Raw genomic sequence first — 14193 nt, forward strand, 5'->3', positions numbered from 1 at the left:
CTGCGATCCTATTTGCGCAGGTAGGTCACGGTTGACCCATCATCGGCCTTGAAGGAAACATGTGCAAGGTCTCCGTTCTGGTCATACCAAACATCGCGTTCGAGATCGCCTGAGATACGATAGTGATGGGCGCGCAGCTGGCCGCTGCGGGTGGGGACATTCTGAACACCCAGATCGATCACCCGCACCGACATGACGGTACCGTCGATGGTGTTGAGTAACTGGCGGCGTTTCAGAATATCATCGTTCCACAGGCTTGCGGGTAGCAGGCCGCGCCCCTTTTCGCTGATCTGATGCGCGTCGCCGTCATCATCGGTGGCCGAGCGGATCGAGGTCATCTTGCCATTTGCCCATGTCTCGACGCTGTTCTGCTTGAAGGCATAGGCATTGACGCGGATCAGCGGGATCTTGACGGCGATATCGGTGACGACCTGGACGGAGTATTTGGCGGCAGAGCCTGAAAAGCTGTAGCTGAGCTCTCCGATATCCTTGCCCTTGCGAATGACGTCAAAGCGCAATGCGCCCTGGCTGGGTGGGGAAGAGGCCAATACCGGCGTTGCCAGCCCGATGGCTGTGACCAGAACGGCGAGTTTCCTGAGGATCTGCATGACACGCTCCTTGCGATATTTGTACAGGGTTGGCGCCCGATATGGGTGGTGCCGCTTACGCGAACCTTACGGGCGTGACCGGGGCATGGGCCGTGCGTGGCGATAAATGCAAAAAGGGAGCCTGCGCTTGCAGGCCCCCTTCAGGTTCTGGGATTGTGTCGGAGTTACTCGGCGGGCGAAGGTGCTGCGCCGGTTTCCGGGTGGTGGTGGTGCGAGCCCACCGGCCGGATCAGGAGGTTGGCAAAGAAGGCCACTACCAGCAGACCCGCCATGCAATACATGGTCGTATTGTAAAGGCTCGGCGTCGGATCGACGATGCCCTGCGGCGCGATCTCCATCAGCTTGGCGATTGTCACCGTCTTCGCGGACACCAGAGCGTCCAGCTGCGACACCGGCGCGCCAAAGGCGGTTTCAAAGGCCTGCGCATCTACCTTGGCGGCAAGATCCGTAATCGCATTGTTCACCGACATCTGACGCAAGGACGTGATCGCAAGCGGACCCAGCACACCAGCGGTGGACCATGCGGTCAGCAACCGGCCGTGAATGCCGCCTACGTGCATGGTGCCGAACATATCCGCCAGATAGGCCGGGATGGTGGCAAAGCCGCCGCCATACATCGAGAAGATGATCATCGTCGCGACGTAGAAGCCGATCAGGTAGAACATCGACGGGTTTGCTGCGCCTGCGGTCGCGAAATAGGGGATCGACAGGTACAGGATCGTGCCAAGGATGAAGAAGGCGTGATAGGTGTTCTTGCGCCCGATGAAGTCAGAGGTCGAGGCCCAGAAGAAGCGGCCGACCATGTTGAAGACCGAGATCATCAGAACATAGGTCGAGGCAAAAGCCGCGGTCACGATCAGCGGCATGGTGGTGCCGTAGATTTCCGACATCATCGTCTTGGCGACGCCGATCACACCGATGCCAGCCGTCACGTTGAAGCACAGCATCACCCACAGCTGCCAGAACTGCGGTGTTTTCAGCGCCTGGTCGATATGGACGTGGTTCTTGGTGATCAGACCCGAAGCGACCGGTTTCGGCTCCCAACCTTCAGGTTTCCAGCCCTCTGCCGGAACGCGATAGCTGAAGGAGGCGATGATCATCACAATGAAATAGACGATGCCAAGGGTCAGGAAGGTGGAGGATGCGCCGGTGTCGCCGGTGCCAACCACATAGACGCCAGCCTCGCCGCCGCCGGGCAGGGCTGCCGCCTGGGACGCCGATGCGATGACGACCTCAACCATGCCGTTTGCGGTCTGGGCAAACACTCGGCCGCCTTCGATCACGGTGTCGATGGCTTCGCGCGTGCCAAGGTATTCAGGTGCCTTGGCATAGATGGACAGCAGCCAGCCTTTTACCGGGGCCGCGATCATGGCGCCGCCGCCAAAGCCCATGATGGCCATGCCGGTTGCCATGCCGCGACGGTCCGGGAACCAGCGCAGAAGGGTCGAAACCGGCGAGACATAGCCAAGACCCAGACCGCAGCCGCCGAGGGCGCCATAGCCAAGGTAAACGAGCCACAGTTGATGGCTGGCGATCCCTGCCGAGCCGATGAGGAAACCGCCGCCCCAGCAGAAGGCAGCAACGGTGCCGACCATGCGCGGGCCAACTTTTTCCAGCCATTTGCCGGCAAAGGCAGCAGCCAGGCCGAGGAACACGATGGCGACCGAGAAGATCCAGACCACCGAGGTCAGGCTCCAGTCGTCAGCAGCGGGGCTGACAACGCCCAGCTGGCGCGTCAGAGCAGGGTTGAATACGGACCAGGCGTAGACCGAGCCGATGCACAGGTGGATGGCGATCGAGGCCGGGGGTACCAGCCAGCGGTTGAAGCCGGGGCCTGCGACGATGTTTTCCTTCAGCAGAAAGGAAAGCGGCCCCCGATTGGGTGCGGAACTCATATGGATTATCCTCCAAATTATTGACCGGCTGGCGTCTCTCTCCTCCCCGAGGTCGGCTGCCGAAGCTGGGCATGCGAGCGCATGCGACGTGGTAGTCTTCGGCTGTTGTGAAGGGGTGCGTCAATGTTTTAAATATAAAAAACAATAACTTACGCTGACTTTTTGTCAGAGCGCCATAGTCGCGACCCGGGACAATTTGGACATTTTGGAAATTGTTTCCCAGTCAGGGGGTAAAATTTGCGCCAGTTTGTCCGGTTGTTCAATTCGGTAAAAATATGCGTGATCAGGTGCCAGCAGCGGTGTCGGCAGAGGGCGCCAGAGCGCGAGGGGATGGACGATTCCCGGCTTACAATCCCCAGGAGGCGCATTTGCGGTCGATGGTCTTTCGCGAGACGCCCAGCCTGCGGGCGGCTTCCGAGCGGTTGCCATCGACAGCCTCCAGCGCGCGCAGGATCTCGCGCCGCTCGATCTGATCCAGCGGTTCGATCTGGCCGCTGCCGTCCGCCGGGTGGGCCAGCGTTTCCAGGGGAAAGCTGCCAAAGATCAAAGAGCGCTCGATGAAGTTGCGCAGCTCCCGGATATTGCCCGGCCACTTGTGGCGCAGCAGGGCACTGCGGGTGCGGGGATCGATCTGCAAGGGCGCGCGGGTCAACTGCTCGGCGATCTCCTGCACGAACAACTCGGCCAGTTCTACCACATCGGTGCCGCGCTGGCTAAGCGGGGGCATCGCCGCTTCGATCACATTGAGGCGAAAGAACAGATCCTCGCGGAAACGCCCGGCGGCGACTTCGTCCTTCAGCGATTTGCTGGTGGAGACGACAAAGCGCACATCTAGTTGGGTGCTGCGTTCGGTGCCAACAGGGCGGACCAAGCCATCCTCCAGCACCCGCAACAATGCCGCCTGCGCCGACGCGCTGAGACCTGCGATCTCGTCCAGGAACACGGTTCCGCCCTGCGCCGAGGGCAGCAGCCCCTCGCGACCGCCCTGCGCGCCGGGGAAGGCGCCGGGCGCATGGCCGAAGAGTTCGAATTCTATCATCTCTGCCGGAATGGAAGCGCAGTTGATCGGCACAAAGGGATGTGCCGCCCGGTCCGAAGCTGCGTGCAGGTGCCGCGCCGCGACTTCCTTTCCGGTGCCAGAGGCGCCGGTGATCAGAACCGGCGTGCTGACATCGCGGACCTGATCCAGCACCCGCCGCACATCGGCTATCGCATCCGAGCTGCCGATCAGTTGGTTGCGCAACCTGCGCCCGGTGTCGGCGCTGTTCAGCTCGTGCAGCAAAAGGGCGTTCTCGCGCCGCAGCTGAGCCATCTGGATGCAGCGTTGTACCGCATTCAGCATTTGGTTCGAGCGGAAGGGCTTCAGAACAAAATCCGCAGCCCCGGCGCGCATCGCCTCGATCGCGGTTTCCAGATCCGCATAGGCGGTGATCATGATGGTATCGGTAAACCCGCCGGCGCTGCGCTGATGGGCCAGCCAGTCGATGCCCTTTTGACCGGGCATGATGTTGTCCAGGATCATCACATCGAAATGCCGCTGGGCCAGCAGCTCTCCGGCTTCTTCGGTCGTCGCGGCCTCAGCGACCTCTCGGCAGTGGGGCGCGAGCGTTTTGACCAGGAAGTTGCGCATGCCCGGTTCGTCATCCACCACCAGGATGCTGGCCTGCGCCAGCCGGTCCGTCAGCTCGTTTCCGCTCTGCGCTTCTGTTGCCTGTGCCACCGCAGGTCTACCCGTGTTCTGTTGTCTGAGTGCAATAGGGCATGCCCGCCAAACTCAGCCCGGTCAAGAAAAGCCAGCCTGCCAGGTCATGAACTCTTCGCGAGCAAGGGCAGCGGAGGGGCTGGGGCTTACGTCTGGAACGGGGCGGCTGTCAGCTGAATCTGCCGCTCCAGCTCGCGGGCCACCGGCAGCAGCGGGGCGTCGGCCTTGCGCAGCAGGTGGATGTGGCGCCGGGCTTCGGGATCGGCCAGCGGGCGAAAGACCAGACCAGAGGAGCCGAGCAGCAGCATCGTCATCTCCGGCAGGATGGTAACGCCCAGACCGGCGCGTACCATGGCCAGAAGAGAGGTCACATTGTGCCCCTGCAGCAGTGCCTCCCGGTGCAGGCTCTGCGCGACCTTGGTCCGGATCCCGGCGGACAGGGGATTGGCGATCAAGGACTGTTCGGCGATGTCGCGCCACGACACCGGCCCGCCGGGCGCTGCCAGCGGATGCCCGTCGGGACAGATCAAACCAAAGGCATCTGACATCAGGTTGCTGCAATGCAGGCCAGTATGCGTTGGCGGATCCAGCGCGGGCATCGCATCTGAATCCGGCAACCCGGCCGTTGCAATGCCGATATCGATCCGGTCCCGGCTCACCTCGCGGATGATGGCGCGTGATTCCATATCCCAGACCTCGATCTGGACACCGGGAAACCGCGCGATGAAACTGGAAATCGCCTGCGGCAGGATGCTGCCCGCCACCGAGGGCACCGCTGCCACGCGCACCCTGCCGGTTCTGGCGCTGGCAAAGCCTTCGATGGCGCGCACTGTGGTGTCGAATTGCTGCAATTCGCGGTCCGCCTGTTCCAGCACAAAGGCGCCAAGCGCGGTCAGCTTGTTCTTGCGTCCGGTCTCGAACAACGGCTCGCCCAGATGGTCCTCCAGCTGTTTCAGCGTCATCGAAACCGCTGATGGCGTGCGTCCCAACTGCTGTGCCGCCCCGGTCAGCGTGCCGGAATGGGCCACCGTGGCAAAGCATCGAAGCATCTCAATTTTCAGCGCCATTTTCAAAATTTCTGAAATGAGTTTGAGTTGTTTGAGTTTGTGTGAAAGCGGATGCCGAGTCCATAGTTTCATCCAAGGCAAATATCGGACCCGGAGAAACGCCATATGGACCAAACTGCACTGCGCCGTGTTGCATGGGGTCGGCCCTAATGCGGATCGACGCGCTGCAATATGCCAACTGGTCCGAAAAGATCTTTCGCCAGCTGCGCGAAGGGGGCGTTGATGCGGTGCACGTCACCATCGCCTATCACGAAGGATTTCGTGAAACGGTTCTGAACTTTGAGCAATGGAACCGCTGGTTCGAGCAATACCCGGATCTGATCCTCAAAGGCACGCAGGCAAGCGATATCGATCGGGCGCGGGACAGCGGGCGCACGGCCATCTTCTTTGGATTTCAGAACCCGTCCCCGATTGAGGATGACATCGGCCTGGTCGAAATCCTGCACACGCTTGGCGCCCGGTTCATGCAGCTGACCTATAACAACCAGTCGCTGCTGGCGACGGGCTGTTACGAGGCCGAGGACAGCGGCATCACCCGCATGGGGCAGCAGGTGATCCGCGAGATGAACCGTGTCGGCATGGTGATCGACATGAGCCATTCTGCCGACCGTTCCACCATCGAGGCAGCAGATCTGTCGCAGCGACCCATTGCCATAACCCACGCCAACCCGCACGGCTGGATGCCCGCCTTGCGCAACAAGCGGGACGATGTGATCCGGGCGGTGACGCAGAACGGCGGCATGATTGGCTTTTCGCTCTACCCGCATCATCTGAAGGACAAATCCGACTGCACGCGGGACAGTTTCTGCAGCATGATCGCCCGCACCGCCGATAGGTTTGGAGTGGAGCATTTGGGGATCGGCACGGACCTGTGCCAGGATCAGCCGGACAGCGTGGTGGAATGGATGCGCGTCGGGCGCTGGAGCAAGGAGATCGACTATGGCGAAGGCTCCGCTGACGCTGCTGGATTTCCGCCGATGCCGGATTGGTTCCGCGACAACCGCGATTTTGGCAATATCGAAACCGGCTTGCGCGCTGTTGGCATGAACGCGGGTGAGGTCGCCGCGATCATGGGCGGCAACTGGTACCGTTTTTTCAGCCAGGGGTTCGGCCCGGCATAGGTCATTTGCACCGGGTCAGAGGAAAACATTGGAAAAACAAGGGTAAGCAAAGAAGGAGGGCAGCTTGGAAAGGGAAGCATCGGATCACCGACCCGCTGGGCTGCGTCCGCCTGAAACCGTGATGCGCCTTGCACGGCTGGGATCTTTCCATCAGTCGCGGCTGTCCTTCATGCGCATTCTGACCCGCCGGATGCAGGCCGAGGGCTGGTGCTTTGACAGGCCGGTGTTCGAGATTGGCGACGACGGGACGGGACACGCGGTCTACAGCGCCCATGGCCCTGAACGCAGCTATTCCCTTGTGGCCTTTGCCCATGACCTGCCGCCGGAAAAACGCTCTGACCGGGTGATAGCCGAGGCCTGGGATGCGACCTTTGCTTTGTTCGATGGTGTTCCGGGCGCCGACGACATTGCCCGCCTGGCGCAGAACGTGCCGCTGCAAGAAGCTGGCCGGGTGAGCGAGCGCGAGCTGTCGGTGTCGCGGGCGAACCGCTCGGTGCGCCTGTGGGAACACGTAGTCTCGGCGCTGGCGGCAGGCTGCCAGCCCGACCCGGCGCAGATCGAGGCGGTTGGCTACCTCATGCGGACCACGGCAGTCTATGGCTCGGGCAAACTGGGCGCTGCCGACCGCGAGATGATCGCGGACAGGCCGGAATGCGCGGCACCGTTTCAGGCCGAAATGCTGTCGGTGTATCTGACCCGGACCTTTGTTCGGGATCTGGTGCAGCACATGGCGGATGCCCGCGCCCGTGCTCGCTCGGGTGGGGGTGCGGCGCGTCTGGATCCGGCGCTGGCCCGGCGTCTGGGCATCGGCAATTCCACCGGCCTTGGCATGGCGCCCTTTTTGCTGAACCACCCGGTCCTGTTCAACAACTGGATCACCGCGCGGGAAACCGCGCTGGAGCGGGTGCGGAGCCTGCCGCAGGCCAGCCCGCAAGAGGTGGCCCGGTTTCGTGACCTCTTTGCCCGCGCCCGCCGTTCCGTGGCGCACTGGCAGACCGGGCATCCGGGGCAGGCGTGGAAGCGATCCGTGCTGATCTCGGATATCGACCATCTGGCCGGGCATCTGGAGGGCGATGTTCTATCGGCCCCGCACCCCTGGGATGGTTTGTACCGCTGGGCCGAGCGATCTCTGTCCTGCGAAGGGCAGGAATGGTTGGTGTCGCTGATGCTGGAACCCTATGGCGCGCTGGTCGATGATCTGGCCACCGCCATGGCCTGTGGGGAGGGGGAAACCCGGCGGATTGCTGGCGGCATGACGCTGGGACGTCTGCGGCAACTCGTGCAGCGCTCCCATGACTGGGCGCTGGCCATCGACTGGGATCTTCCCGAAACCACTGCCCGCGTCTGGTATGTTTCGGAGGAAAAACTGGAACCGCGCCTGGGTGAACGGGCCGAGGAACCCATCGCCCCCTATGAGCAGCCTTTGGCCCCGGGGCGCGATGTGGCGGCGCTTTATCACGCGATGGAAGGCTGGCCCGAGGAAGCGAACGTGGCGGAATTTCTGCTGCGCCACCCGGAGCACAGGCACGCGGTGCGGCGGGTACAGATCGTCGCCGAGGCGCCCTATGCCGAAATCCGGGACAATACGATTGCCTGCGATCTTCTGCCGATCGACATGCTGCGCTGCAAACTGTCCTTCTTTGGCGCGCTGCATTTTGATCCGCGGTCGGACCGCTGGGTGCGGATCTGCATGTTCGGCAATGCGCCTTATCCCGAAGAGCTGTCGGCGCGCGATGGAGATTTCTGGATCTACCCGGATCCGGACGCATGAACCTGTCGCTGAACGAGATCGAAGCCATGTGCAAACGCGCGGCGCGGGGCGCTGGGCTGCCCTGGGGGCTGGCGGAGGAAGCTGGCGCGGCGGCGCGTCTTCTGGCCGGGGTGGCTTTGCCCGGCGCGGAGCAGCTGGCCGCGCTGCTGGCGCGCAACGATCTGCGTCCCGTGGCCGCGCTTGCTCCGACTGCGATAGAGGGCGGACGCTGGCGCGCGGCCACGGGACGGCTTTGCCCTCTGGTGTCGGGCAGTGCGCTGAGCGACCGGGCCGCCCAGCTTGAGACCGGTGCGGTTTTTGAGATGGAGGAGGTGGATCTTCCCTTGCTGCTCTTGCCCTTTGCGGCGGCGGCAGCGCAGCGGCTGGACCGGCCGGTGGCCCTTGATTGGCCGAATATACGGCTGGTGACCGATGGTCGCCAGATCTGCGCGACCGGCACGCGGCAAGAGATGCTGCGCGATCATGTGCCTTGGCTGCGCTGCCACGCGGAGGCAACGTTGGGGTCTCCCCTTGCGCCAGTCAGGCGCGGGCAGGTCACAGATGACGCCTGGGCGCAGCTGTCCACCTTCGCCCATCGCACCTATGCCCCCGCCACCGAGGCCTCGCGCTTGCGCGGGGCAGGGGCCGGGTTGGCGGACAATGACTGATACGGAGATTGATACGGGATGAAGACGTGAAACGGACAGAAAGCGGAGACAGATGAGCGCGACAGAAACCCTCTCTCTGGCAGAGATCGAAGATCTGGCGCTCCGGGCGCTGATGGCGGCGGGGACCAGCCGTGAAAATGCCGCGCCTTTGGCCCGGGCTACGGCCATGACCGAAGCGGATGGGGTTGCCTCCCATGGTCTGGCCTATGTGCCGATCTACGCCGAGCATGTGACATGCGGCAAGGTGGACGGTCAGGCCCAGCCGCAGGTCTCCAGATCCCGGCCCGGCGTGGTGACTGTGGATGCGGCTACCGGGTTTGCCCATGCCGCGATCGATCTCGGGTTTGAACATCTGATCCTGATGGCGCGGGAGCAGGGGGTTGCGGTACTTGCGATCCGCAATTCCTACAATTGCGGCGTTCTGGGCTGTCACACGCAGCGCTTGGCGCAGGCGGGTCTGATGGGCATCGGCTTTACCAATGCGCCGGCTTCGATCGCGCCATCAGGTGGCGCTCAGCCGGTTCTGGGCACCAATCCCTTTTCTATCGCAGCACCAGGCCCCGATGGGCAGGTCATGGTTCTGATCGACCAATCCGCCAGCGCCATCGCCAAAAGCGAGGTGATGAAACACGCCCGCGAAGGCAGACCGGTTCCCGAAGGCTGGGTGCTAGATGCGACGGGCAATCCGACCACGGACCCGGAGGCGGGACTGAAGGGCACCATGGTGCCTGCCGGGGGGTACAAGGGCGTTGGCGTGGCGCTGATGGTCGAGATGATGGCGGCAGCGATGACCGGAGCCCTTTTGGGCAGTGAGGCCAGCCCGTTTTCGGGGCCGGTAGGCGGGCCACCCCGCACCGGACAGTTCTTCATCGCCATCGATCCGGGCGCGACCTCGGGGGGAGGTTATGCAGACCGGATGGGTGCGCTTGTGGCCTCGGTCCGGGCGCAGGAAGGCGCGCGCCTGCCGGGCGATGGGCGTGCCGCAGCACGGGCGCGGGCAGAACAGGCCGGGGTCGCGGTCAGCACGGCAACCCTTGCGCGGGTGCGGGCACTGCTGCCGCCCCGCGACTGATGCAGGAAAGGATGCAAGCAAGATGCCATCTGGCTTGACGGGTGCGGGTTGGCATCGCTAGGGTCCGCGCCGGAACTCTTTCAAGCAAATGATGTCGCGTCGGTGCCTGCTATTGGCGCTAAGATATCAGGTGCCCGTGTCCTGTGAGCCTGGTGCGGATTATGCCGTTTCACCGGGAGTTTACCGGGCTGTGTGCACACGACCACCTCCGGGGGCTTGTCCTGTCGGTAAGGGGTACCTAGAGGCTGCGGTCTGTTTCGGGGGAGGCACGTGGATGTGCCCGGAACGTGGTGCTGTTTGGATGAATTTTGCCGATGTTGGGCGTTTTTTAACACACAGGGCCCATAATGGGACACGGTAGGAAAAGGGGCCAAGATATGCATGGTCTGATCAACAGGGCGATCCAGGCTTTTGTGACCAGCACCTATGGCGCGGACCGCTGGTATGAAATCATGGATGTGGCTGGGCTTGGGTTTCGACAATTCGAGGCCATGCTGACCTATACGGATGACCAGTCGAACAAGATGCTGAGTGCCATGGAAACGGTGCTGGAGCGTCCGCTGCCTGAGATGCTTGAGGATATGGGGACCTTTCTGGTGTCCAACCCTCAGGTCGAAGCCCTGCGCCGCCTGCTGCGGTTCGGCGGGGTCAATTATGTTGAGTTTTTGCATTCTCTGGATGACCTTCCGGGGCGTGCCCGTCTTGCCGTATCCGATCTTTATCTACCGGGCTTGGAATTGTTGGAACAGTCACCGGGTCATTTCGAACTGGTTTGCCAGCCGGGGTTGCCCGGCTATTCAAATGTCATGATGGGTGTTTTGCGGGCCATGGCCGACGATTACGGAGATCTCGTTATTCTGGATTCAAGCGGTGCGCAGGACGGGGCAGAGGTGATTTCCATCACCCTGGTGGAAAGAGAATTTGCCGAAGGGCGGGCCTTTGATCTGGGAGCGCATTCCCTATGATGACCAATGAACAGCTTGCCGTCATCGCGGATCAGATCTGCCCGATGTATGCGATCGTGGATGCCAAGGGGTATATCCAGCGCGTCGGCCCCACGCTCAGAAAGCTCCGACCCGATCTGAAATGGGAGGGACGCCGGTTTTTCCGTGTCTTTGATCTGTCGCGCCCGCGCCGGGTTCGGTCCATGGCGGACCTGGTCAATACGGCCGGGTCCAAATTGCATTTGCATTTTCGGGACACGCCGCAAACCAGCCTGAAAGGCGTTCTCGTGCCTTTGCCACAGGGGCAGGGCGCGATCATCAACCTGTCCTTCGGGATCTCGGTTCTGGAAGCTGTGCGGGATTATGATCTGACCAGCGCGGATTTTTCTCCAACCGATCTCACCATCGAGATGCTTTATCTGGTTGAGGCCAAGTCCGCCGCGATGGAGGCCTCGCGCCAGCTGAACCTGCGTCTGCAAGGGGCCAAGATCGCGGCCGAGGAACAGGCCTTCACAGATACGCTGACGGGCCTCAAGAACCGCCGCGCCATGGATCACATTCTGGATCGGTTGATCAGCGGCGGCCGGGATTTTGCCCTGATGCATCTGGATCTCGATTACTTCAAACAGGTCAACGACACGCTGGGACACGCCGCCGGGGATGCGGTGTTGCAGCATGTGGCCCGTGTCATGGTAGAATGCACCCGCCAGTCCGATACGGTTGCACGTGTTGGCGGCGATGAATTTGTCCTGATCTTCAATGACCTGCGCGATCTGCGCCAGATCGAAGGGCTGGCGAGACGGCTGATCTCCGAATTGGAGGTGCCGATTCCCTATGGCGGCAAGATGTGCAAGATTTCGGCGAGCGCGGGCACTACGCTTTCGGCTTGGCACAGCGGCACCTTTACCGCTGCGGAAATTCTGAATGAATCGGATGTCGCGCTTTATGCGGCCAAGGGATCTGGCCGAGCGCAGCATTGCTTCTATGAAAAAGGCATGGAAAACAAGGTTCTGGCCCTCGATCACTGATCGGCCCAATTCCGTCGTTTCTATCTGCCTGTTGCCGTAGGCTCTTTTCCTTGTCACCTGATTTTTGGCGCCTCTTGCAGGCGCCAAAAGCGCGTGTGGTGGCCAGATAGGGGGCCAGTTTGGCCCACCAGCCCCATGCGTTTGCCAGATTGGTCTGGTCATTTTTGCCAGAATTGGAGCTTAACGCCCTCCCAGTTGCCGGTGTATCCGCCCTTTGAGTGTTGTTTTCAGAGGCCGAGATGACCAATCAAGACCCGACCGCCTTTCGCCCAAGCGTTTGCCCGCTGGATTGCCCGGATACCTGTAGCCTCACCGTCAAGGTCGAGGACGGTAGGATTTCCGAAGTCCGGGGATCGACAGCGAACCCCTTCACCGCCGGGGTGATTTGCAACAAGGTGGCCCGCTGCTATCCGGATTTCGTGCATGGCGCGGCGCGCTTGCGGCACCCCTTGAAACGGACCGGCCCGAGGGGATCGGGGTCTTATGAGCGGATCACCTGGGAGGAGGCGCTGGACCTGATCCATGCAGGTTTCAACCAGGCAATCGAGGCGCATGGGGCGCAATCGGTTCTGCCGCTTAACTATGCCGGGCCGCATGGTGAACTGGCCGGGGGCTCAATGGACCGGCGGTTCTTCTACCGGATGGGGGCGACGTTGCTGGATCGCGGGCCGCTCTGTGGTGGTGTGCGCGGAGAGGCCTACGCCAGCCTCTTTGGCAGCGCGCCGGGCATGCCGCCGGAGCAGGCAGTGCAATCGGATCTGATCCTGGTCTGGGGCAACAACGTCACCGTCTCCAACCTGCATTTCATGCGCGTGATCAAAGAGGCCCGTAAATCCGGCGCGCGGGTGGTGGTGATTGATCCCAAGCGGATCAAGCTGGCCGAGCAATGCGATATGCACCTGCAGCTGCGGCCGGGAACTGATGTGGTTCTTGCGCTGGGATTGGCGGCCGAGTTGGAGCGGCGCGATGCGCTGGATATGACCTTCATCGGCAAATGGACCCATGGGTTTGACGCCTATATGGAGGAGGCCCGCGCCTATACCCCGGATCGTGTCGCCGACATCTGCGGCCTCCCTGCGGAAGAGCTGCACCAATTGGTGGACTGGATCGTCGCGTCCCGCCGGATGGCAAGCTCCTTTGGCAACGGGATCGAACGGACCCGCTCGGGCGGTGCCGGGCTGCGGGCGGCGATGGCTCTGAATGCGCTGACAGGGCATCACGGGCGCCCCGGTGCGGGGGTGGTCGCGAAATCCGGGGCCGCCGCGCCAAAGACCTCGTCCCGCCTGCAGGGGGATCATCTGATTCACCCCGGCACGCGCTGTTTCAATATCGTCGATGTGGCGGAAAAGATGCTGGACCGGAACCTTGATGTGCCGGTCGGGGCCGTGATGATCTACAACCACAACCCTGTTGCAACGCACCCCGATCAAGACCGGATGATCGAGGCCCTGACGCAAGAGGACCTGTTCATAGCAGGCGCGGATGTGGTGATGACGGATTCCATGGCCTATTGCGACGTGATCCTGCCTGCCGCCAGCCATTTCGAATATGATGACATCTATGGCGCCTATGGGCAGAACTACATCCAGCGGGCGGAACCGGTGATCGCGCCGGTGGGGGAAAGCCTGCCCAATACCGAGATCTTTCGCCGATTGGCCGCCCGGTTCGGCTATCAGGAGCCCGAGTTCAGCGACAGTGACAAGGACCTGATGGATCAGGCCATGGACGCGTCGCATCCGGTGTTCGGGGGTAAGCCACCCAGCGAAATCCCCTGCGACCAGGCCATCGCGATGACCGCCGGGGATGGCAGCCCGCTGGTGCTGTGCCAATCGGTGATGCCGCAGACGCCGTCGGGGCGGATTGAGCTGTTCAGTCAGGAGCTTGAGGATCGGTTCGGATGCGGTGTCCCGCGCTATGACCCCGCCCCGCAGGATCTGCCGCTGGTGCTGGTCACCCCCAGTTCGGACAAGCGGACCAACGCGACCTTTGGCCATCATGCGCTGTCGGCGGGGGCAGAGGTGGTACAGGTGCATCCGCAAGATGCCGAGGCACGCGGACTCAGCCATGGCGATCCTGTTACCGTCTGGAATGCCCGGGGCGAGGTGACCTTTACGCTGGAGGTGACAACTGCCACCCGGCCCGGTGTGGTCTACAGCCCCAAGGGGACCTGGCTTTCCAGCTCGCGCAGCGGCCGCACGGCGAATGCGCTGATTCCCTCGGCCCTGCGCACGGATATTGCCGGGGGCGCCTGCTATAACGAAACCTTCGTGGATCTGCGGCGTGGGTGGGATAGTAGACCGGACTGACGCAATGGGGCAGTATTCGGCGGAATGTGGAG

The 14193-nt window shown here is 62.3% G+C and carries 11 protein-coding genes; 7 read left to right on the forward strand and 4 right to left on the reverse strand.

Going from position 1 to position 14193, the window contains the following annotated elements; all coding sequences use genetic code 11:
* Positions 1-8 precede the first annotated feature (8 nt).
* The 4 genes from SM764_RS06735 to SM764_RS06750 form a co-directional block, all read right to left on the reverse strand.
* A complete protein-coding gene (locus SM764_RS06735; RefSeq protein ID WP_368946924.1) occupies positions 9-608 on the reverse strand; it encodes a DUF6134 family protein in 600 nt (199 codons plus the stop codon).
* A 164-nt stretch (positions 609-772) separates the two neighbouring features.
* A complete protein-coding gene (locus SM764_RS06740) occupies positions 773-2503 on the reverse strand; it encodes an OFA family MFS transporter (protein WP_369001359.1) in 1731 nt (576 codons plus the stop codon).
* 346 nt (positions 2504-2849) lie between these two features.
* A complete protein-coding gene (locus SM764_RS06745) occupies positions 2850-4223 on the reverse strand; it encodes a sigma-54-dependent transcriptional regulator (RefSeq protein WP_369001360.1) in 1374 nt (457 codons plus the stop codon).
* Between the two features lie 128 nt (positions 4224-4351).
* Positions 4352-5272, reverse strand: a complete 921-nt coding sequence (locus tag SM764_RS06750) for a LysR family transcriptional regulator (RefSeq protein WP_369001361.1) — start codon at positions 5270-5272, stop codon at positions 4352-4354.
* Positions 5273-5421: 149 nt separating this feature from the next.
* Here SM764_RS06750 and SM764_RS06755 point away from each other — a divergent pair, with 149 nt between their 5' ends.
* From SM764_RS06755 to SM764_RS06785, 7 genes are all read left to right on the forward strand, one after another.
* Positions 5422-6393, forward strand: a complete 972-nt coding sequence (locus tag SM764_RS06755) for a membrane dipeptidase (protein ID WP_369001362.1) — start codon at positions 5422-5424, stop codon at positions 6391-6393.
* 121 nt (positions 6394-6514) lie between these two features.
* Positions 6515-8164, forward strand: a complete 1650-nt coding sequence (locus SM764_RS06760) for a hypothetical protein (protein ID WP_369001502.1) — start codon at positions 6515-6517, stop codon at positions 8162-8164.
* Positions 8161-8811, forward strand: coding sequence for a DUF3726 domain-containing protein (locus SM764_RS06765; RefSeq protein WP_368946926.1), 651 nt, complete (start codon positions 8161-8163; stop codon positions 8809-8811). The genes SM764_RS06760 and SM764_RS06765 overlap by 4 nt, the downstream gene beginning before the upstream one ends.
* Positions 8812-8863: 52 nt before the next feature.
* Positions 8864-9883, forward strand: a complete 1020-nt coding sequence (locus SM764_RS06770; protein WP_369001363.1) for an Ldh family oxidoreductase — start codon at positions 8864-8866, stop codon at positions 9881-9883.
* 377 nt (positions 9884-10260) lie between these two features.
* Positions 10261-10848 carry a heme NO-binding domain-containing protein gene (locus tag SM764_RS06775; protein ID WP_065270943.1) on the forward strand — a complete coding sequence of 196 codons (588 nt, stop codon included), beginning with the start codon at positions 10261-10263 and terminating at the stop codon, positions 10846-10848.
* Positions 10845-11855, forward strand: coding sequence for a GGDEF domain-containing protein (locus SM764_RS06780; RefSeq protein WP_065270942.1), 1011 nt, complete (start codon positions 10845-10847; stop codon positions 11853-11855). Before SM764_RS06775 ends, SM764_RS06780 begins: the two co-directional genes overlap by 4 nt.
* A gap of 239 nt (positions 11856-12094) precedes the next feature.
* Positions 12095-14161 (forward strand): molybdopterin-dependent oxidoreductase, encoded by a 2067-nt coding sequence (locus SM764_RS06785; protein ID WP_369001364.1) that lies wholly within the window; start codon positions 12095-12097, stop codon positions 14159-14161.
* The last annotated feature ends 32 nt before the right edge of the window (positions 14162-14193 follow it).

This window comes from Pseudophaeobacter sp. 1A16562 (assembly GCF_041008785.1).
Classification (GTDB): Bacteria; Pseudomonadota; Alphaproteobacteria; order Rhodobacterales; family Rhodobacteraceae; genus Phycobacter; species Phycobacter gallaeciensis_A.